Genomic DNA, 21,355 nt, shown 5'->3' with positions numbered 1-21,355 from the left:
GGTGTAATCATGAAAACAACATTATTGAAAAGAACACCGCTATTTGACATATATAAAAATTATGGTGCAAAGGTGATTGATTTTGGAGGATGGGCATTACCGGTCCAGTTTTCAGGTATTTTGGAAGAGCATCAGGCTGTTCGAACAAAAGCAGGACTTTTTGATGTTTCTCACATGGGAGAGGTGCTTATTGAAGGGAAGGATGCAGAAAGTTTTATAAACACTCTAGTCACAAATGATATTACAAAGCTTCATATCAATCAGGCGCAATATACTGCGATGTGTTATCCAGACGGTGGGACCGTCGATGACTTACTTGTTTATAAGTTAAAAAATGAAAAGTTTCTACTTGTTATTAACGCATCAAACATTGAGAAAGATGTAAATTGGATGGAAAAGCATGCTACTGGAGAGGTAAACATTACAAATATTTCAGGTGATGTAGCTCAGCTTGCCATTCAAGGTCCAAAGTCAGAAAGCATTTTGCAAAAGTTAACAGAAATAGATTTATCAACCATTGGTTTCTTCCGATTTGAACAGGGCGTTAATCTAGATGGTATAACAGAAGTTCTCGTATCCCGTACAGGGTACACAGGAGAAGATGGCTTTGAACTTTATTTAGCATCGGACAAAGCAAAAGATCTGTGGGAGAAATTGTTGAAAATAGGAGAAGAAGATGGATTACTAAAGCCATGTGGGCTTGGTGCACGTGATACGCTTCGCTTTGAAGCGTGTCTTGCTCTATATGGCCAAGAGCTTACAAAAGACATCAACCCACTTGAAGCAGGAATTGGTTTTGCTGTCAAAACAAACAAGGAAAGTGATTTTATTGGTAAATCAGCACTTACCAAAGAAAAAGCTATCGGGCTTAATAGCAAAATTGTCGGAATTGAAATAACAGGAAAAGGAATTCCAAGACATGGTTACAAAGTATTTACACCATGGGAAGAGAATGTTGGGTTCATTACGTCAGGAACCTACTCACCAACATTAAAGAAAAGTTTAGGTTTAGCATTAGTATCTGCAAACTGTGCCGAAGTAGGAACAAAACTAAAAGTTCAAATCCGCAATAATGCAGTCGATGCTGTAGTTGTCTCAACGCCCTTCTATAAAAAGGGAATGTAATTTCAAAGATGGGATGAGGAAGAGACATTCTCCCTTCCCTTATATCAAGCGAAAAATATTAAAGTAGAAAGAGGGATAAATATGACAATTAAACTAGCAAACTTACTATATAGCAAGGAACATGAATGGGTATTAGATTTAGGTGAAAACCGTGTACGAATTGGCATTTCTGATTATGCACAAAAACAGCTTGGAGATATTGTATTTATTGAAGGCCCTCAACTTGGTGATGAAGTAACAGTAGATGAAACAATGGGAACGATCGAGTCGGTAAAAGCAGTTTCTGAATTATTTGCCCCAGTATCTGGGAAGGTTGTTCGGGTGAACGAAGAGCTTGAGGATGAACCTGAAACAATAAATAATGATCCTTATGAAGCAGGATGGTTAGTGGAAGTAGAATTATCAAATACAGAAGAACTAAAAGCCCTTCTAAACGAAGAAGAGTACCAATCATTTATTAATGAAGGAGAGGAATAAAGTGACGGCTACTTATCGATATCTTCCAGATACGAAACAAGATCAAGAGGAAATGCTATCATTTTTAAACGTCAATTCTATCGATGAATTGTTTCAAGACATTCCAGCTAACATTCAGCTAGATGAAGACTTGAATATTCCAGAGGCAGATCCAGAACCTCTTCTGATAAAAAAAATGCATCAACTCGCCTCAAAGAATAAACATGCAAATGCTTATTCAACATTTTTAGGTGCTGGTACATATGATCACTACATTCCAAGTGTTGTTAATCATATGATTTCACGTTCAGAATTTTATACCGCTTATACACCTTATCAGCCAGAAATTAGTCAGGGTGAATTACAGGCTATTTTTGAATTCCAAACAATGGTTTGTGAATTGACAGGCATGGATGTAGCAAATTCATCTATGTATGACGGGTTTACCTCTCTTACAGAAGCAGCATCACTTGCTGTTGCTTCTACAAAACGGTCAAAAGTACTTATATCTAAATCAGTCCATCCAGAGTCAAGAGCGATTTTAAAAACTGTAGCAGCTGGTCCAGAATTCACTGTTCAAGAAGTGAATCTTAGCAATGAAACTACAGATTTACAAGATTTACAAGCACAAATAGATAAGAATACAGCAGCTGTGATTGTTCAATATCCAAACTTTTTTGGATCAATTGAAGATTTAGCAATAATAAGGGATATTGCTAAATCAAATGGGACGCTTTTTATCGTTAGTGCTAATCCGCTCGCACTAGCTCTTTTACAAGCACCTGGAAAGCTTGGAGCAGACATCGTCATCGGTGACATGCAGCCATTGGGTATTCCTATGTCATTTGGAGGGCCACACTGTGGTTATTTTGCCGTCAATAAAAAATTAATGCGGAAAATCCCAGGACGGATTGTAGGACAAACAACAGATGAGCAAGGTAAGCGTGGGTTTGTGTTAACACTTCAGGCACGTGAGCAACATATTCGTCGGGATAAAGCATCCTCAAATATATGTTCGAATCAAGCGTTAAATGCCCTAGCATCTTCCATCTGTATGACTGCACTTGGAAAACAAGGAATTCGTCAAATGGCGCAGCTAAATTTTGAAAAGGCCAATTATATGGCAAAATCCTTGCAAGAAAAAGGTTTGGTGATTAAAAATCAATCACCATTCTTTAATGAATTTATTGTTGAACTTCCATGTTCATTAAAAGAATTGAATCAAAAGCTACTAGACCAGGGGATTATTGGTGGATTTAATTTAGAAAATGATTATGGCTTTAAACACCAGATGCTCATAGCGGTTACAGAGCAGCGAACAAAAGAAGAGATTGATCAATTTGTAAAGGTTTTGGAGGCGGTTATTTATGGTTGAATATAATGAATTGATTTTTGAAATCAGTCGACCTGGTCGTGTCGGTGCAAGCCTTCCAGAAAGTGATGTTGCTCGAATTAATTTAGAAGATAGACTACCAAAGCATCTAATCCGTGATACACCAGCCGAACTCCCTGAGGTATCAGAGCTTCAACTTGTCCGTCATTATACAGCACTATCAAATAAAAACCATGGGATTGATAATGGGTTTTACCCACTTGGTTCTTGTACGATGAAATATAATCCGAAAATAAACGAAGATGTTGCAAGGTTAGAAGGGTTCAGTCGAATCCATCCTTATCAGCCTGTGGAAACAGTACAAGGTGCGTTACAGTTGCTTTACAATTTACAAGAAGAATTAGCAGTGATCACAGGAATGGATGCTGTAACATTACAGCCTTCTGCAGGTGCTCAAGGAGAATGGACCGGATTAATGATGGTGAAAGCCTATCTGGAAAATAAAGGGGAAAAGAGAACGAAGGTGCTCGTCCCTGATTCAGCACATGGTACGAACCCTGCTAGTGCTAACGTTGCTGGTTTTAAGACAGTTACAATTCCCTCAAATAAAGACGGTTTAGTTGATTTAGATGAATTAAAGAAACATGTTGACAATGATACAGCTGCATTGATGTTAACAAATCCAAATACGCTTGGGTTATTCGAAAAAGAGATTGTTGAAATTGCTAAAGTTGTTCATGAAGCAGGAGGATTACTTTACTATGATGGTGCAAATGCCAATGCGATCTTAGGTAAAACAACACCAGGTATAATGGGCTTTGATATCGTTCATTTAAATCTTCATAAGACATTTACTACCCCTCATGGTGGTGGAGGACCTGGTGCTGGCCCTGTTGGTGTTAAAAAGAAACTCATTCCTTACTTACCAGTACCGCGTATTGAAAAAGATGGTGATCAGTATGTTTTTAACTCCAATCAACCACTATCAATAGGACGTGTAAAAGGTTACTACGGAAATTTTGGCATTTTGGTACGTGCCTACACGTATATTCGTACAATGGGTCCCGAAGGGCTTCGTCAAGTTTCTGAAGGAGCTGTACTCCATGCCAATTACCTTCGTAAAAAGCTAGAGCCTTATTTTGAGGCACCATATTTACAAGTGTGTAAACATGAATTTGTCCTTTCCGGCTCGAGACAGAAAAAACTTGGCGTGAGAACGTTAGACATTGCTAAACGTCTCCTTGATTTCGGTTACCACCCGCCAACAATTTACTTCCCACTTAATGTGGAAGAGTGTCTAATGATTGAACCGACAGAAACGGAGTCAAAAGAAACAATGGATGCCTTTGCAGATGTGATGATTCAAATTGCGAAAGAAGTTGAAGGAAACCCTAATATTGTTCTAGAAGCACCACATACAACGGTTATAGGTCGATTGGATGAAGTTCAAGCAGCAAGGCAACCAATTTTACGTTATACAAAAGAAGAAGTAGCAGAACGTGAAAAAGAATCTGTCACTGTATAAATAAAATCTTATTTTCGTGGGTTAAATCCTTGTGAAATACTGAATAGAAATAGTGGATAATTAATGTAATCTGCTATTGAAACAACACGATCAAAAAAAGAAAGTTGTAAGGATTACAGTTTTATCGTTCAAATATTGTAAGCATGGCTGGTAGTTATTATAGGAGTGGTAATATGACTGTGGATCATATACGGAAGCCGGATTGGCTAAAAATCAAATTAAATACGAATGAACAATACACTGGCTTAAAAAAAATGATGCGTGAAAAGAATCTTCATACGGTTTGTGAAGAGGCGAAGTGCCCCAACATTCATGAATGTTGGGCTATACGCAAAACAGCTACGTTTATGATTTTAGGAAGCATCTGTACTAGGGCTTGCCGTTTTTGTGCTGTAAAAACAGGATTACCAACAGAGCTGGACTTGAAAGAACCAGAACGTGTGGCTGAATCAGTGGAGCAAATGGGATTAAAGCATGTTGTTATTACTGCTGTAGCGCGTGATGATTTAAAGGACGGGGGAGCTAGTGTTTTTGCAGAAACAGTCCGTGCTGTGAGAAGGCGCAATCCGTTTTGTAGCATTGAAGTCCTTCCATCCGATATGAATGGAGAATATAACAACTTGAAATTATTAATGGATGCAAAGCCGGATATTTTAAACCACAATATTGAAACGGTAAGGTACTTAACACCGAGAGTTCGGGCACGAGCTACCTATGAACGTTCTCTTGAATTTTTAAAGCGTGCTAAACAAATCAATTCAACTATTCCAACGAAATCAAGCATTATGCTGGGGCTAGGAGAGACAAAAGGAGACATTATTGAAACGATGAATGATCTTCGTGCTAACGATGTCGATATTATGACGATTGGCCAATATTTGCAGCCAACGAAACACCATTTAAAGGTACAAAAATATTGGAGTCCACAGGAGTTTAAGGAGCTAAAAGAGATTGCACTATCCAAAGGCTTTAGTCATTGTGAAGCCGGACCACTTGTTCGCTCCTCCTATCATGCCGATGAACAGGTAAAAGCAGCGAGAGCAAATGGATAACGATGAATAATGAAAAGGAGAGGGTTTGATGGTTATTAACATAACAGAAGCTGCATTAGAAAAGCTACAAAAAATGGAATGGAAGAAAGAACACGCACCTAGAATTGACGCCGATGTAGCTGGTGGATGTGGGTTATCTGTCAAATTCTCACTAATTTTTGATGAGCCACGACGAAACGATATTGTGGTTGAGTATGGAGAAATAACCCTTCACATCGACCATTTTACCAAGCGTTATTTAGATAATGAAACTCAGATTAGTTATTCCGAAGAGCATCATTTTTCTGTTGGAGATAGTTTTGCTTCAAGTGCATGTGCCATTGAATTTGAGTAGCAAGAGACTTATATTGGGAACGCAAAATTTTAACATAAAGGATATACTATTAATTGCAATAGATATCAAATATAAAAAGTGTCTATAATCATTTAGCGTCATATACAGAAAGTAATAATTTTCTGTAAGTGGATAGAAGTAATAAAAACTACTTTTTACCTCATGGACTGCCCTAAGGAGTTGCTGAATTTTCAGCACTCTTTTTTCTATACAAGTCAAAGTACAAAAAGATGCGCGTAACTTTTAAATCAGGCGAGTAGAAGAGGAAACATAGTTGTCTTACCCTAAGAGTTCTTGAGTTTGTACAGAAGTACAATCGAATAAGGTTAGTAGCAAGAAGTCAGCGTAAGCCATAGTAATATTATAATTTCATAAAGGGCATAACAATTTATAGTGTTTCAACACCACGAATGCGTAAGAGATATACTCCGAATGTGTTAATGGTGAGAGTATGAGTGTATCTCAAATGCTAACCAAAAGTGAGTTATCACCTACTGCATGAGAGGGAAGGAGAAACGAGTGTAGAGCTTTTAGGATAGATTTTAAGTAATCAAAATGTGAACGAAGCCTACTCGGAGATCTCAAAGGAAAATGGAAAGATGCGCAAATTGGGAATACCAACAGTAGTGGATAGAGTAGTTCAACAAGCCATTCGTCAAGTACTTAGTCCGATATTTGAAAAACAGTTTAGTAAATTCAGATTGGTGTATGCATAATATTCACCCCAGAATATTATGCAGTTTAGTTTCCAAAATGTGCATACTTAAACGATCACTTTTGTACATTTTTAATTTAGCATTTATAGAGTATGTTAATTCTAGAAACCTTTTTTAAAAAGGTACTATTTACGAAAGGAAAATTATTAAGTTTGAATAGTACAAATATGTTTAATTGTCTTCTTTAAATAGAATTAGAAGATACAAGTTTAAAGAGTACTGACTTGGAAACTGAATCTTCTCTTTGGTTGTTAAAACTTGTAATTGTTTCAATGAATTTTTCCATTGATTTTGTCAAATAGACATCTGCCCGATGGATAAAAACTGTAGTGATTTTACTATATTTTTCAGGGATGGAATTACATTGTATTAGCCCTTCGGCTTCTAAATGGCTGACAGACGATTTTGGAACAAGACTGACACCTAGTCCGGATATAACTCCGCCTAAAATCGTTTCTAAAGTGCCAAATTCCATAATTTTTGGAGAGGTGAATCCCTGATCTGTTAGCCAGTTCATAAGCTTTTCTCGATAACTACAACCCGAATTAAACACTAACAGGGGTTCACGGTCAAAGGTATCGAAATTAATTATTTTATTAGATATAAGTACTAAATCTTCTTGGAAAACCTCATATTGTATAACGCTGGGAATAGGAGCAAATCCTGTTACAAAAGCACCGTCTAATTTGTAGTTAAGAATATCATTGACAAGTTGATTAGTTACACCTGATACAAGAGATAAATCAACATTAGGGTATTTGTTAAGAAAGACCGATAATACATTAGGAAGCTTAATGACGGTTTCGACTGTACCGATTTCAAGTGATCCGGATGGATTATTGGAATCTTGAACAACCTTTATCATCTCATCTATTGATGAAACAATATTTTTTGTGTAGTTTAATAATTTTTTGCCTTCAGAATTTAAAATCATGCCGCGGCTATAACGATGAAATAAGCATGTTTGAAGTGATGTTTCAAGATAATTAATTCTTGCTGAAACATGCGATTGAACATAGTTCAATTCTTTTGCGGCTTTACTAACACTCCCATGAGCAGCTACAGCTTCAAAAATTCGCATATCTTTTATCTCCATGTTGAACATCTCCTATTCTTTTTGAATTATTCAGATAAATATTTCATAAGAAAAACCTAGTTATAGCTGGTAAATATTCTATTTAAGAATGAACTGATCCAATTGGGCATCTTGGTTATATCAACCTATCACCATATGTGATTATACCTATCATTTTAAGTCGCTTTACAGGGGGGGGGTTACGGGGGTAGTATGATAATAACAGTAATATATCAGTTTTTTAATAAGAAATTCATAAATATGTAAGGGAATGTAACGAACAATGTGAGGTTAAGGGTGAACTAAGTAAAAAACATTTGAATTATAGCTAAAGGAGGGAATGAAGTATGCTTGTTCATAAGTTTTATAATGTATTTTTGCAGGTTTATTCTCTACGAATTTGGTCATCATCTATTAATTAAACACGAAGGATTTAGAACCTTAATTGTAGACGCTTTTTATCCATTGTAAAACGGCATCCTTTAATATTGGTACTAACTAATTAATCTAGAAATTCAGTTAATGTATTTTTGAAATGCTTTCTAGAATAAATGATTTTTTATGGTCTATGAACTACAAGGTTATGTATGGGAGGGGTTTGTATGGAAGTTCTACAAGGTGTTGGCCTTTTATTAATTTGCTTAACCATCTTCACAATATTTAGTTTAAAAGCTCCAATGGGTATGCAGGCTATGAGCGGGATGGCAGCAGCAGCTATTGCAAGTTTTTTGGTTGAGGCAATACAACTGTATATAGGCGGAGAAATTCTAGGTATTAAATTTTTAGGAGACCTTGGTACAATTGCGGGGACAATGAGTGGAGTGGCTGCTGCATCACTGGTGGCACTAAAAATGGGTGTGAATCCATTATATGCTGTTTTAGTTGGACTTGCGTGCGGGGGGTACGGTATACTTCCAGGATTTATAGCAGGATATGTTGTTGGTCTTACACTGCCTTATATCGAAAAAAGGGTAACACCTGGGTTAGATCTTTTAATTGTTATCATATTTATTGCGCCAGCGGTTAGATTGGTTGGGAGTTGTATCAATCCTTTAGTGAATAGTACACTTGGACAGATAGGAGAAATATTAACGGTCGCTGCGAACCAGTCACCTATTATTATGGGTGTTATACTTGGAGGGATTGCTGCTGTAATTGGAACATCACCGTTAAGTTCAATGGCGCTTACGGCTATGCTTGGCCTAACTGGACTTCCGATGGCCATAGCAGGTCTTGGAATACTTGCTGTATCATTTACAAATGGTTTGTTATTTCACAAGCTGGGATTTGGCGATAAGGGAAGTATTGTATCAGTAATGATTGAACCACTTACTCAAGCAGACATCATTTCGTCAAAACCTATTCCGATTTATACTACAAATTTCATAGGAGGAGGGCTCGCAGGAATTGTAGTTGCTTTGTCTGGGTTGTTAAATAATGCACCGGGAACAGCATCACCAATTCCGGCTGTAATTGTGCTCTTTGGGTGGAATGATCCGGTAAAAGTTGTGATAATAACTCTTACTTGTGCACTTTGTGGCTTTATTATAGGTATTATAGGTGCAAGAGTGTTCTCTTACTATAAAAAAAGTCATTTTGAAACTCTTAAAGAGAGTGAGAATGTGGCACAAGTACAGAATTCTTTAGGATAACATATCAAGGGCTCTTCTATTATGAGCTGATGATCGTGTTCCACTATCTTGCGAAGGTATTTCAAATTTCTTATCAATCTAGCAACTTTTTGTGAGGCAGGGCAGTCAGTCGTAAGGGATGTTGGATTTTAAACACTCTTCCTTTTATCGTCAAACACAGTTGAATTCATAAATGGAAATATACATTCATTGTTATGACGTATCACCAAGAATTTCTTCAGAAGAATCTAGTGAAATGCCCCCTAGAAACAGACTCAGAGAGTAATAAAGAAGCGTTCCAAGCAGAAGAGACTCAAGTTAATTCTGAGGAAAAGGTACGTACCACTCCGGCAACAAGAAGGCGTTGCAAGACAAGAATACAGATTATGCTCGATTTGTAAAAGGCAGTGGTCCGAAGGGGAGAATTCATGAAAAAATGTTAAACAATTTCCTTAGAGTAAGGAAGAAGTTAACATCACCACTGGCTAGAAAATTACTCAATCAGAAAATGTGTATATGGCAAGTGTATCTGGGACTGGTGCTAATGACTGAGAAAAGTTAACAAGAGGAATTTGTATAATATTAGATGAACTAGCTTGAAGGTATTTATTTTTGCTGTTTGTGTCTAAGCAACTCTTTTTATTGTGTAATAGATGGAAATTACAAAAGAAATATAAAACCATTGAGGTTGCTTTTTCTTATTATTTTTTTATATTTGGTTCAGTTCTGCTACTGATAGAGCAAGTACAAGTAATATTTAAAAAATTACTCCAAGCAAGAGATAGAACCTATGGAATGCTTAAGCTAGACCACATACCTCAAATTGGACAGACTTGATTTATTTCATTGATATTAATTAAAGTATTTTACTTCTACAAGCAAAAAACATTGTTTTACCAATAATTATTTAACTCGGTTTTATAGTTTAACACCTATTAATTCCCTACCCAATTTTGATAGGGTAGTGGTCGGGGGTTCGAATCCATCTCGGATCATAGAAAAAAGCTTCAGTTCCTTGGTAAGGGATTGGGGCTTTTTTGTTTTCCTTCTATTTAGTAATCATCCACCTTATATTTTTTAGTCACTATTGGTCTCTAATCTTACATGATTTTTTTAGTAATCAAATAGGATGAATAAGAACAAAAAATCCCTAGTTTATTAAATTACTAGGAATCTTATTAAATTTTACTTTATCAGTCTTATTTTCATTTTTATAAAAAGTACTAGATTTTCTTACCACTAATTCAGTATCGATAAACATATTAATTCGATCAGAATCGTTATTTTCGATTTGATTAATAAGTTGTTCAACTGCTATTGCAGTCATCTTTTCTTTCTTGACATGAATAGTTGTTAATTCTTGAGTAATAACCCGGGATTTAAAAATATTATCAAATCCTATTACCGATATCTCATCAGGTACATGAATTCCTAACTCAAATAGTGATTTAATCACACTAATTGCCATATAGTCTGCTTCACAAAACGAAGCTGTAGGAAGATTGTGTGAACGTTTTTTTATCTTTTCTATAAATACATCCTGGGATGAAATCATCGTGGGTGATAGTGAAAATAGATTTTCAGTCTTCATTTTTAAACCATGTTCACTAAGTGACTGTAAAAAGCCTTTTTTTATCATATCAAAATTATACATTCTTGAATTAGACTCTATATAACCAATTTCAGTATGTCCTAAATCTATAAGATAGTTTCCAGCTAAATACGCCCCATGGACATTATTCATAATGACAAAGTTGGTATTCAACGTCTCAAAGCACGTCTCTAGTACAACTATATTTTGTTGAATAGTGGATACTATGTTGATTTGTTCAGGTGTTAAGTTTGTTCCTAATAATAAAATACCTGAAGATGGTTGCTCTTGCTCAAGTCTTGTTAATTCTTCTTTTAACATATTAATGTCAACTGATGTTACTAATAAGGAATATCCGCTGGGGTTAACCTGTTTAACAATATTATTTATTAACTCCATAAAGAAAGGAAGAGATTCATAGTGTTCCGTCACAATTCCTGAGTTTGTGCAAGCTACAAACCTTAATAATTTATTTCGGGTCTGAAAGTATTGCTCAGCTTTTATAATCGGACGTGGAATATATCCATGTTCTTGTGCGATTTTGACTATTTTTTCACGAGTTTCTTCGCTCACCCCATTTTTTCCGTTTAAAGCTAAAGAAACAGCTGATTTTGAAACATTTGCTAATTTAGCGATATCATCTAGTCTCATCTTAAGTTCTTCCGCCTATTTAAAGTTTATATAAACTAAACTAAATATTTTTATATATTGTAGCCTAAATTAAACATGATACCGTTAAGTCTCTTGGTGATTATTATAATAATAAGCGTTTTATTGAGAGAGAAGGTAAAATTAAGTTTTATTAATGAATTTTTATCTAAACTCCAAAAAAATTACTAAAAAATATTAGTTATGTTTATTGACCGAGTGAAAAAAAAGACTTATTATACATTTATAACACATAAAAAAACTAAAAAGTTTAGTTACTTTATTTATGTATGCGCTTTAAAATTAAATTGACCAAAATTCAGAACATTTTTTGGAGGTAGCTACTCATGCAAAGATTAAAGTTAGGTTTTGCACCTACACGTCGATTTGTGTTTAGTAAAGAAGATGCACTTAAATACAAAAACTTAATAAGAGAAAAAATTGAAAGCTTTGGATTGGATATCGAGATTGTTGATTTAGAGGGGATTAACGACGAAGGGCTGTTACATGAACGCCTTGAAGAGCCTACTATTATTAAACGTTTTAGAGATGCTGAAGTAGATGCGCTGTTTTTCCCTCACTGTAACTTTGGAACTGAGGATATTGTTGCTCGTGTGGCAAAGGCGATTGGAAAGCCGGTATTGCTTTGGGGGCCAAGAGATGAAGCTCCACTAGAAGATGGTATGCGCCTTCGTGATTCACAATGTGGAATCTTTGCAACAGGGAAGGTTTTAAGACGATTTAATGTAAAGTTCACTTACATTACGAACTGCCGCGTTGATGATCCAATCTTCGAGAGAGGTTTTAAAAATTTCATTGGTGCCGCAAATGTAGTTAAGCATTTTAATAGTTTAAGAATTTTACAGATTTCAACTCGACCTTCTGATTTCTGGTCAGTTATTTGCAACGAGGGTGAGTTATTAGAGACATTTGGTATTCAAATTCATCCTATAACACTAGATGAGTTAAAGAAAACAACGTTAAAAATAGAAAAGACGGATAGCCCGGAGTTAGATGAGGCTATGAATTATATTAAGGAAAAGCTTGATTGGAGCTCAGTAACTGAAGAGGATGTTAGAAGGATTGCATCATTAAAAGTAGCCATGAAACAGTTGGCTGAAGAAACAAGAAGTACAGCAATTGCGATCCAATGTTGGTCGACACTACAAGATATTATTGGCATCATGCCTTGCTTAGCAAATGCCATTTTAACAGATGAACAAATTCCAGTTACTTGTGAAACAGATATCCATGGAGCGATTACATCAATTATGGTTCAAGCAGCAACATTAAATACCCATCCAACATTCTTTGCCGACATCACGGTTCGTCATCCTGAGAATCCAAATGGTGAACTATTGTTCCATTGTGGGAACTTCCCAGTATCACTTAGTAAAGAAGAAAAACCTAAATTAAACAAACACTTCTTATTTGATGATCATTCACCAGGAACTCATGAAGGTGAAATTAAGGGTGGAGAAATGACATTAGCTCGATTTGATGGAGATCATGGTGAGTATTCAATTTTCCTAGGGAAAGCAAAAGGGATTGAAGGGCCATTTACTAGAGGATCTTATGTGTGGGTTGAGGTAAATGACTGGCCACTATGGGAGGAAAAATTAGTGAAAGGACCATATATTCATCATTCAGTTGGCATTCATGCAAACGTAATCCCGGTACTATTTGAGGCATGTGAGTATATTCCTGGTTTAACACCAGATCCTGTTGATCCAACGGTGGAGGAAATTAAGGCGTGGCTTCGTGGTAGTGATCTTAATAAATAAAGAATTCTAATAATTAAAAATGGGAGGTTCTTAATATGGAAGAGATTGCATGTTTGAAAAGAAAAGCGATAGAAATTAGAAAATCATTATTAACGATGATTTATGAGGCAAGAACAGGTCATACTGGTGGCTCGCTATCAAACACTGATATTTTAACTGTTCTTTACTATAAGATTATGAATATTGATCCAAATAATCCGAACTGGGAAGACCGTGATCGTTATGTTCAAAGTAAAGGACATTCAGTTGAATCTTTATGGGCAATATTAGCCGACAAAGGCTTCTTTCCTAAAGAAGAACTAAAAACGTTTTCAAAATTTAATTCTAGGCTAATTGGCCATCCGAATAATAAAGTACCAGGCATCGAGATGAATACAGGAGCGTTAGGGCACGGTTTACCTATTTCTGTAGGAATGGCATTAGCTGCTAAGATGGACGGAAAGTCTTACCGAGTTTATACCTTAATGGGAGATGGTGAGCAGGCTGAAGGCTCTGTATGGGAAGGTGCGATGGCAGCTTCACAATATAAACTCGATAACTTAACGGCTATTATAGACCGGAATCGTCTGCAAATTACAAACAATACAGAAGATGTCATGGGTCTTGAACCACTTGGTGATAAATGGAGAAGCTTTGGGTGGGAAGTTGTAGAAGTAGACGGAAATGATGTAGAAGAAGTAGTGAACGTGTTAAGTGCTCCTAAAACCCCTGGAAAACCAACGTTAATTCTAGCCAATACAGTAAAAGGAAAAGGTATTTCGTTTGCTGAAAATCAAGTGGGCTGGCATCATCGTGTTCCAACTGAAGAAGAATACAACTCAGCCATGGACGAACTTTCAAAACAATTGGAGGTTTTAGTATGAAAAATGTTGCTGTGAAACCAACAAAAGGGAATAAAATAGCTAATCGCCAAGCAATTAGTGAAATATTATTAGAGCTTGGTAAAAAAGATCGAGATATATTAGTGCTAACAAGTGACTCTAGAGGCTCTGCTTCAATGGTTCAGTTCGGAAAAGAATTACCTGAACAAATTGTTGAGGTTGGGATTGCTGAACAAAATATTGTTGGGGTAGCATCTGGGTTAGCACATTCTGGTAAAAAGCCGTTTGTTGCTTCACCAGCTTGTTTCTTAAGTATGAGAAGTATCGAACAAATTAAAGTAGATGTTGCTTATTCACAAACCAATGTAAAGTTAATTGGGATAAGTGGAGGAGTTAGTTACGGTGCACTTGGTATGTCACATCACTCTTTACAAGATTTAGCGGTAACACGTGCGATACCTGGTCTTGATGTTATGATGCCTGCAGATCGTCATGAAGCGAAGAAAATGCTTGAAGCGTTAGTTGAAAGTGACCGACCTGCTTATGTAAGAATTGGACGTAATCCAGTAGAAGATTCTTATGTATCAGATGAGTACGAATTTGAAATTGGGAAAGCGGTTACGATGAAGGATGGCAGTGATTTAACGATCATCGCCAGTGGAGAAACGGTTCGTGTAGCTTTAGACTCGGCGGAAGCACTTGAACAAGTAGGAATGAATTGTAGAGTAATCAACATGCATACAATCAAGCCTTTAGATGAAGAAGCGATTATTAAGGCAGCAAATGAGACTGGAAAAATAATAACGATTGAAGAACACAGTATACACGGTGGTTTAGGGGCAGCTGTCGCTGAAGTGGTTATTCAACATCAACCGGTTCCTGTGAAAATCATTGGAATTCCAGACGAACCTCCTATTACTGGTAATACTTCTGAGGTGTTTAACCATTATGGAATTAGTGTGGATAACGTAAAAAAAATCGCTTTGCAAATGAGTAATCGATAATTGAGGGATGGATATGACAACAAACTATATTCTTGCAATCGATCAAAGTACATCTGGAACGAAGGCTCTAGTTGTTAACTCAGAAGGGGAAATTACACATAAAACCGCTCTTGCCCATAAACAATACTACCCAGAGTCAGGTTGGGTTGAGCATGATCCAATAGAAATCTATGAAAATGTAAAACATGTGATAACAGAGGTCTTACAATCAGCCTCTGTTTCTCTTAATCAATATAAAGTATTGTCGATAACGAACCAGAGGGAAACCACTGTCGTATGGGATAAGGAAACAGGAATGCCGATTTATAACGCAATTGTTTGGCAATGTCGAAGATCCTCTGATTTTTGTAAGGGCTTAAAAGAGAAAGGGTATGAAGATAAAGTCCAAGCAAAAACAGGATTAACAATTGATCCATATTTTTCTGCGTCAAAGGTAAGTTGGATTTTAGATCATGTTGAAGGGGCAAAAGATAAAGCAAATGAAGGAAAACTGTTGCTTGGAACTATAGATAGTTGGTTAATGTGGAAGCTAACTGGAGGAAGTGTTCATGCAACAGATTATACAAATGCTAGTCGAACACTTCTATTTAATATTCACACGCTTACTTGGGACGATGAATTATTAGAGATTTTCGGTATTCCGAAAACCATGCTGCCAGAAGTAAGAAGTTCAAATGACATTTTTGGTAGAGTAAATGACCCTAAACTTTCTTTTTTAGGATTGCCAATTTCGGGAATTATAGGTGACTCACAGGGTGCTCTATTTGGACAAAAGTGCTTTGAAAAAGGAATGGCGAAAGCAACTTATGGTACAGGAACTTCTGTTATGATGCAAACTGGTAATCTCGTACATGCAAAAAATGGTTTAGTTTCGTCCATTGCATGGGGAATTGATGGTGAAGTGAGTTATGCGCTCGAGGGAATTATCAATAGCACGGGGGATGTTCTTAAGTGGGTAAAGGAAGATCTTGAGTTATTTAGCGATTTCTCAGAAGTTGAACGTTTCGCAACATCTATCCCAGATAATCAAGGCGTATACTTAGTCCCTGCATTTGTTGGCTTAGGTGCACCTTATTGGAATCCATATGCCCGTGCTGCCATCATAGGAATGAGTCGAAATTCAGGAAAGGCCCATATTATCCGTGCTGCCTTAGAAAGTATCACCTATCAAGTGAAAGACGCCATTGAATTAATGAAAACGGAATCAAACATTGAGATAAAAGAGTTAAAAGTAGATGGTGGTGCGACAAGTAATGCTTTTTTAATGCAATACCAAGCTGACATCATTGGAAGTGACGTTGTTGTTTCATTGATTGCAGAACTTTCTGCATTAGGCTCTGTTTATTTAGCTGGTTTAGGCGTTGGGATATGGAACTCAATCGATGATATCAAACGACTCAATCAGGAAAGTAAATATTATCAGCCAGTTATGACAAATGAATTGAGAGATCATTATTACCAAGGATGGAAAGACTCGGTGAAGAGCGTTTTAGTATAATGATTGATTTGGTTCAAGCGGTTATAATTATGATAACTAGCAAGCTACTAATTTAAGGAGAACTGATAATATGACGAGGGATAAGAAGCTTCGTACTGTAGTTATGCACGACCCAGAGCTTGATGATCTTAATACGATCATCAGATATTTGCTTTACAGTAATCAGTTTGAAACAGAAGGACTGATATATTCAAGTAGTCGTTTTCACTGGAAGGGTGACGGCAAAGGAACGTTGTTCCATGGGGAGTCTGAGCACTCCAATTATGGAATCGGACCGATTTCTGAATGGCGATGGGATGAAGACTCGTACTTTATGAACGATGCAGTCGACATTTATGAAAAAGTATATCAAAATCTTTCAGTACATGCTAAAGGCTACCCGCATCCTGATGAGTTGCGCTCAAGAATCTATGAAGGCAATGTGGATTTCCCTGGAGATATTTCAAAGGATAGCCCTGGTTCCAATCTAATTAAGAAACTGATTATGGATGATAAACCTGGCAAACTCTATTTATTAACAGGGGCTGGTCAATCAACGATTGGAAGGGCTCTGAAATCTATTGAAGAGGAATATAAGAATAAGAGTCAGTGGCAGGATATTTATGAAAAGGTTTCCAAGAAAGTGATCATCCAGTCATTCGGTGACCAAGATGGTGTCTATGAATCCTATATTAGCCCAAATTGGCCAGAAATAGAATTCCGAGAAATGGCGACAATGATCTGGGGATATTTAGCACGTAAAGTTGTTCAGCCTGAAGATCGCCATTATCTTTCAGCTGCATGGACGCAAGAGAATATATCCAAGGTTGGACCATTTGGAGAGTTCTATATGGTCTGGGGTGATGGAAAACAAATGCATAAGAATGATATCGCTGATTTCTTTGGCTTTGCTGGGGTAACAGTAGAACAGCTTAAGGAACTAGGTTACGTACCATGGTATGGAGGGGTTGAAGAGCCCGGTTCCTGGATATCTGAAGGTGACACTTCGATGTACATGAATCTCTTAGACAACGGCCTTGATGCTCATGTAGACGCAAGCTATGGTGGCTGGGGAGGGCGGAATGGTAAAGACATTGACCCTAATGGCGTTGCTTCTAAAGACTATTCTTCCTCCCGTTGGTTCGGTGCTGCTCAACGCGATTTTGCAGCTAGGATGCAATGGACTGTTACACCGGAATATAAAGATGCAAATCACCATCCTGTAGTCGAGGTTGTTGGTTTGGAGAACACAGTTGTTAGACCTGGGCAGACCATTACCCTAAAAGCAATTGTTAAGGATTCAGATGGCGATCATCTAACCGGCCGCTGGTGGCAATATGAGGAAGCAGGTACGTATCCTGGACAGATAGATTTAATTTCCGTTAGGGAAAAACAAAATAATAAGTCGGAGAATTCATATCCATTTGTTGTTCCGCCTCCAGGTTCACCGGAAATTGCTAAGTTGAAAAAAGATGAGATCGAGGTAATAAGTCAATTTACGGTGCCTACTGATGCTGTTAATGGGCAAACACTACACTTTATTCTCGAAGCATCGGACAATGGTGATAAGCCTTTAACATCATACAAGAGGGTAGTATTGACTGTCTCAAGATAGTGATACAATTAGTAAGTCCTCTTATTTATTTTTTAATCCTTATCTACCTTTTCAGGGTGATAAGGATTATTTTCATATTATTCAATGCACAGCTGGAGGAGCCATATGAAACAAAAACCTACTATATTATTACAGATGATTATTGGATTTTCTATCATTATGATTATAACAATCTCAATAAGTAGTTATTTCTCTTATCGGTTTTCCTCTAAAGTGGTCGTGAATAAAACATCACAATACTTACTAGAGTCGGTTATTCAAATGAGTGGGAAGATTGATCGCATGTTGGAGGAATATGATCGTCTTTCAATAAGAATTGCCTTACATCCCGATACCCAAGAATATTTAATGAATATAAATGAAAAACCAGTTGGTCAGACGGTACGAGATTATAATGTCCAGCAAGTGATTACACATGAACAGGCCTATTTAGGAAATGAATTTTTGATAGAACTAGTTGGTAGTCAAGGAGAAGGAGGCTTCTATAATCCCTTTAATATTAAACAGATGGATTGGTATCCCTTTCTTGATTCAGCTGGAGGGATGTTCTGGACAACGAATAATATGTTATATGACATAGAAACGAAAGAATTGGTTCATGGGATTTTAGGTGTAAGAGAGATTAAAAATTATTCTCGTCCATCACAAAACATTGGTTATATGCTTACTGTCATTCCGGTTGAAGATACGGAACATGTTGTTGGAAATTTTCTTACCAATCCTTCTAATAAGGTTCAGGTTATCGATTCAACAGGGCGTATCTTATACTCGACAGACTCAAGTGAGTTTGGTCAAATAATGGACGATTCTTTCTTAGATAATGTTTCAGATAGTAAGAACAATGGAAATATCACACAAGAAGAAATAGATGGAAAACCAGTGTATATCTCATCTTACACTTCAACCTATAGTAACTGGACAGTAGTTACTTATATAGATGTTGAAGAAGCCATAATAGATTTGAAAGTAATGAAGAATAGTACTTTTCTTATTGTGATCCTTGGAATTATTGCTTCTTTATTATTTGCTTCCTTTTTCTCATGGTCATTATCTAGACCAATTAGAGACCTTGCATCCCGAATGTCGAATCTAAAAAGAGGGAAATTAAAACCCTATACTGGAACAATGAATAATAGAGAGATTACTGTCCTATACGATAGTTTTAATCATATGATTGAACATCTAGATGAGACAATAAGGATTTTGTCTTTTAAACAAATAAGAGAAAAACAGGCACAACTAATCGCAATGAAAGCTCAATTTCAGCCCCATTTTTTATATAATTCACTCAATACAATTTATTATTATGCCATAAGCGAAAAGAAAACGAAGCTAGCAGAGATGGTATTGTCTTTAAGCGAACTTCTACGGTATAGCATCCAACCTGGTTCTGAATTTGTTCGACTAAAGGAAGATTTAAAGCAATTAAACTATTATATTGAACTACAACGTTATCGATATGAAGATAAACTGCAAATTAAGATGAATGTGGAAGAAGAACTTCATGAATTTCCAGTAATGAAGCTGTTGCTACAGCCCCTAGTAGAAAATGCGATTACCCATGGATTAGAGAGTATAAAAAGAAAGTATTGGTTAATAAATATTTCCATTACAAAGGAAGACAACATGGTTACATTCATTGTAGAGGATAATGGAAAAGGTATGGGCATAGAAGAGATGGAAAATGCTTTGGAGTTTAATGAAGATCTAGAATTTGAGACTGATAGAATGATGCATTCAGGAATTGGACTTTCCAACCTACATCATCGGGTCAAATTGATATATGGTCATCATTATGGACTTGAATTAAGTTCTAGCTCTTTGGGAGGACTTAAAGTTCAGCTTGTCATTCCTTATCTACAATGAGGTACCAGAGGAGGGATAAGATGAAAATATTGCTTGTAGATGATGAACCGTTTGCCTTACGAATGCTTAAAGAAATGATTCAAGGCGCAAAACATAGCTGGGAGATTGTAGCGGCTGTTGAGGATGGTGAAGAAGCAATCACTATTCTACAGAAACATGAAATTGATTTAGTCATTTCTGATATCCGTATGCCTGCAGTTGACGGGTTGGAATTGAGTAAATATATTGAAGAGAATTTTTCAAACGTAAAGGTCATTCTTTTAACTGGATATAAAGATTTTGGGTATGCTCAGCAAGCTCTCAGATACGGAGTCGTAGATTATATTTTAAAGCCCGCTTCCTTTGAAATACTATTTGAATCGATTGAAAAAATTGAAGTCTGTATTTTGAAAGAGAAAAATTTAAGTAGATTGGAAAAGAAAAGAGAACGAGATATTCTTGAAAAACGTTTAGATGATTTGCTTTTTGGCTTACCTTTGCCATATTATGATGACGAAATAATACCGAGATTTCATGAAATATTGGTCTTTACCTGTTGTGTAAAAGATGCCAGGGAACTTCCTAGAGGATGGGTGGAGATTGATGCTTATTCAGCCATAAAAAACATTATGGAGGAATGGTTTCTTACTTATGGGGAAGCGTATGGTACTGTGCAGGAACAACATATTGCTATTATTGTTTTCTTGAATGATTCAGAAGACAAAAGACGGGTTTATAAGGAAATGTTTGAACATCTTCATGAAACCATTCAAGAATTGTTAAAAATAGAGATTAGGATAGGATTTGGCTACACTTGCCTTAAATTAACGGATCTTCATGTCCATTATAAAGAAAGTATTTATGCGATGGAGGATGCTCGAAAATCTGATCTTTCTCATATAAGCTTTTATGGAGATATCAATCAAAATAAAAATGAAGCTAACGATCTTGAAAAATACGCTGGAAAGAAGAACCGCCGTGTAATTGAAATTGTACTTGAGAAAATGAGAACCCAGCTATCGGAGGATTTAACGTTAAAATCATTGGCGGAAGAGGTTTACTTGAATCCTACTTATCTTGGTAGAATTTTCAAGCAAGAAACAGGAGAGAGTTTTTCCAGCTATCTTATTAAATTACGTATAGAAAAAGCAAAGGAATTATTGAAAAACCCAGAATTAAAAATTTACGAAGTTTGTGAACAGGTTGGTTATAATGACCCAGCACATTTTACTCATGTGTTTAAAAAATCTTTAGGTATAACGCCACAGGAATATAAAATGAGATCTTAATGTGAAAAAGATGAAAAAAGAATGGTCAATGAGC

16 protein-coding genes are annotated in these 21,355 nt (G+C 36.4%); 14 read left to right on the top strand and 2 right to left on the bottom strand.

All coding sequences use genetic code 11. The annotated features are described in order from the left end of the window. Nucleotides 1-9: 9 nt before the first annotated feature. The 6 genes from gcvT (at nt 10) to LC095_RS05935 (ending at nt 5,825) form a co-directional block, all read left to right on the top strand. Nucleotides 10-1,125 carry a glycine cleavage system aminomethyltransferase GcvT gene (gene gcvT / locus LC095_RS05960; RefSeq protein ID WP_226527291.1) on the top strand — a complete coding sequence of 372 codons (1,116 nt, stop codon included), beginning with the start codon at nt 10-12 and terminating at the stop codon, nt 1,123-1,125. Nucleotides 1,126-1,206: 81 nt separating this feature from the next. Continuing rightward, nucleotides 1,207-1,602 (top strand): glycine cleavage system protein GcvH, encoded by a 396-nt coding sequence (gene gcvH, locus LC095_RS05955; RefSeq protein WP_226527290.1) that lies wholly within the window; start codon nt 1,207-1,209, stop codon nt 1,600-1,602. 1 nt (nt 1,603) lies between these two features. Further along, the gene (gene gcvPA, locus LC095_RS05950) at nt 1,604-2,956 is read left to right on the top strand and encodes an aminomethyl-transferring glycine dehydrogenase subunit GcvPA (protein ID WP_226527289.1); all 1,353 of its coding nucleotides are present in this window, start codon (nt 1,604-1,606) and stop codon (nt 2,954-2,956) included. Next, nucleotides 2,949-4,439: an aminomethyl-transferring glycine dehydrogenase subunit GcvPB gene (gcvPB, locus tag LC095_RS05945; protein ID WP_226527288.1), complete on the top strand. Its 1,491-nt coding sequence runs from the start codon at nt 2,949-2,951 to the stop codon at nt 4,437-4,439. The genes gcvPA and gcvPB overlap by 8 nt, the downstream gene beginning before the upstream one ends. A gap of 173 nt (nt 4,440-4,612) precedes the next feature. Further along, nucleotides 4,613-5,491: a lipoyl synthase gene (gene lipA, locus LC095_RS05940; RefSeq protein ID WP_226527287.1), complete on the top strand. Its 879-nt coding sequence runs from the start codon at nt 4,613-4,615 to the stop codon at nt 5,489-5,491. Nucleotides 5,492-5,519: 28 nt separating this feature from the next. Further along, entirely contained in the window at nt 5,520-5,825 is a 306-nt protein-coding gene (locus LC095_RS05935) for an iron-sulfur cluster biosynthesis family protein (RefSeq protein WP_226527286.1), read from the top strand. Nucleotides 5,826-6,725: 900 nt separating this feature from the next. Here LC095_RS05935 and LC095_RS05930 read toward each other — a convergent pair. Then, on the bottom strand, nt 6,726-7,637 hold the full coding sequence (locus tag LC095_RS05930) for a LysR family transcriptional regulator (RefSeq protein ID WP_226527285.1): 912 nt from the start codon (nt 7,635-7,637) through the stop codon (nt 6,726-6,728). A 581-nt stretch (nt 7,638-8,218) separates the two neighbouring features. Between LC095_RS05930 and LC095_RS05925 the strand changes: the two genes are divergently transcribed. Next, complete coding sequence (locus tag LC095_RS05925) at nt 8,219-9,268, top strand: PTS sugar transporter subunit IIC (protein WP_226527284.1); 1,050 nt, start codon at nt 8,219-8,221, stop codon at nt 9,266-9,268. Nucleotides 9,269-10,397: 1,129 nt separating this feature from the next. Here the strand turns inward: LC095_RS05925 and LC095_RS05920 are convergent. Next, the gene (locus LC095_RS05920; protein WP_226527283.1) at nt 10,398-11,489 is read right to left on the bottom strand and encodes a LacI family DNA-binding transcriptional regulator; all 1,092 of its coding nucleotides are present in this window, start codon (nt 11,487-11,489) and stop codon (nt 10,398-10,400) included. A 344-nt stretch (nt 11,490-11,833) separates the two neighbouring features. Between LC095_RS05920 and LC095_RS05915 the strand changes: the two genes are divergently transcribed. The 7 genes from LC095_RS05915 to LC095_RS05885 all read left to right on the top strand — a co-directional run bounded on the left by LC095_RS05915 (nt 11,834) and on the right by LC095_RS05885 (nt 21,321). After that, nucleotides 11,834-13,270, top strand: coding sequence for an L-fucose/L-arabinose isomerase family protein (locus tag LC095_RS05915; protein WP_226527282.1), 1,437 nt, complete (start codon nt 11,834-11,836; stop codon nt 13,268-13,270). A 35-nt stretch (nt 13,271-13,305) separates the two neighbouring features. Further along, on the top strand, nt 13,306-14,133 hold the full coding sequence (locus LC095_RS05910; RefSeq protein ID WP_226527281.1) for a transketolase: 828 nt from the start codon (nt 13,306-13,308) through the stop codon (nt 14,131-14,133). Next, a complete protein-coding gene (locus LC095_RS05905; RefSeq protein ID WP_226527280.1) occupies nt 14,130-15,095 on the top strand; it encodes a transketolase family protein in 966 nt (321 codons plus the stop codon). Before LC095_RS05910 ends, LC095_RS05905 begins: the two co-directional genes overlap by 4 nt. Before the next feature lie 13 nt (nt 15,096-15,108). Then, nucleotides 15,109-16,593 (top strand): glycerol kinase GlpK, encoded by a 1,485-nt coding sequence (gene glpK, locus LC095_RS05900; RefSeq protein WP_226527279.1) that lies wholly within the window; start codon nt 15,109-15,111, stop codon nt 16,591-16,593. A gap of 70 nt (nt 16,594-16,663) precedes the next feature. Beyond that, nucleotides 16,664-18,187, top strand: coding sequence for a DUF1593 domain-containing protein (locus LC095_RS05895; RefSeq protein WP_226527278.1), 1,524 nt, complete (start codon nt 16,664-16,666; stop codon nt 18,185-18,187). A 105-nt stretch (nt 18,188-18,292) separates the two neighbouring features. Beyond that, nucleotides 18,293-20,053, top strand: a complete 1,761-nt coding sequence (locus LC095_RS05890; RefSeq protein WP_226527277.1) for a sensor histidine kinase — start codon at nt 18,293-18,295, stop codon at nt 20,051-20,053. A gap of 20 nt (nt 20,054-20,073) precedes the next feature. Then, nucleotides 20,074-21,321, top strand: a complete 1,248-nt coding sequence (locus LC095_RS05885; RefSeq protein WP_226527276.1) for a response regulator — start codon at nt 20,074-20,076, stop codon at nt 21,319-21,321. Nucleotides 21,322-21,355 lie beyond the last annotated feature (34 nt).

This window comes from Metabacillus niabensis, assembly GCF_020524345.1.
Classification (GTDB): domain Bacteria; phylum Bacillota; class Bacilli; order Bacillales; family Bacillaceae; genus Metabacillus; species Metabacillus niabensis_B.
This window is presented reverse-complemented; position numbering and strand designations above follow the sequence as displayed.

Bases quoted from the DNA above. Each gene is read 5' to 3' on its own strand.
- gcvT (WP_226527291.1), top strand. From the start codon at position 10: ATGAAAACAACATTATTGAAAAGAACACCGCTATTTGACATATATAAA.
- gcvH (WP_226527290.1), top strand. From the start codon at position 1,207: ATGACAATTAAACTAGCAAACTTACTATATAGCAAGGAACATGAATGG.
- gcvPB (WP_226527288.1), top strand. From the start codon at position 2,949: ATGGTTGAATATAATGAATTGATTTTTGAAATCAGTCGACCTGGTCGT.
- lipA (WP_226527287.1), top strand. From the start codon at position 4,613: ATGACTGTGGATCATATACGGAAGCCGGATTGGCTAAAAATCAAATTA.
- LC095_RS05935 (WP_226527286.1), top strand. From the start codon at position 5,520: ATGGTTATTAACATAACAGAAGCTGCATTAGAAAAGCTACAAAAAATG.
- LC095_RS05930 (WP_226527285.1), bottom strand. From the start codon at position 7,637: ATGGAGATAAAAGATATGCGAATTTTTGAAGCTGTAGCTGCTCATGGG.
- LC095_RS05925 (WP_226527284.1), top strand. From the start codon at position 8,219: ATGGAAGTTCTACAAGGTGTTGGCCTTTTATTAATTTGCTTAACCATC.
- LC095_RS05920 (WP_226527283.1), bottom strand. From the start codon at position 11,489: ATGAGACTAGATGATATCGCTAAATTAGCAAATGTTTCAAAATCAGCT.
- LC095_RS05915 (WP_226527282.1), top strand. From the start codon at position 11,834: ATGCAAAGATTAAAGTTAGGTTTTGCACCTACACGTCGATTTGTGTTT.
- LC095_RS05910 (WP_226527281.1), top strand. From the start codon at position 13,306: ATGGAAGAGATTGCATGTTTGAAAAGAAAAGCGATAGAAATTAGAAAA.
- LC095_RS05905 (WP_226527280.1), top strand. From the start codon at position 14,130: ATGAAAAATGTTGCTGTGAAACCAACAAAAGGGAATAAAATAGCTAAT.
- glpK (WP_226527279.1), top strand. From the start codon at position 15,109: ATGACAACAAACTATATTCTTGCAATCGATCAAAGTACATCTGGAACG.
- LC095_RS05895 (WP_226527278.1), top strand. From the start codon at position 16,664: ATGACGAGGGATAAGAAGCTTCGTACTGTAGTTATGCACGACCCAGAG.
- LC095_RS05890 (WP_226527277.1), top strand. From the start codon at position 18,293: ATGAAACAAAAACCTACTATATTATTACAGATGATTATTGGATTTTCT.
- LC095_RS05885 (WP_226527276.1), top strand. From the start codon at position 20,074: ATGAAAATATTGCTTGTAGATGATGAACCGTTTGCCTTACGAATGCTT.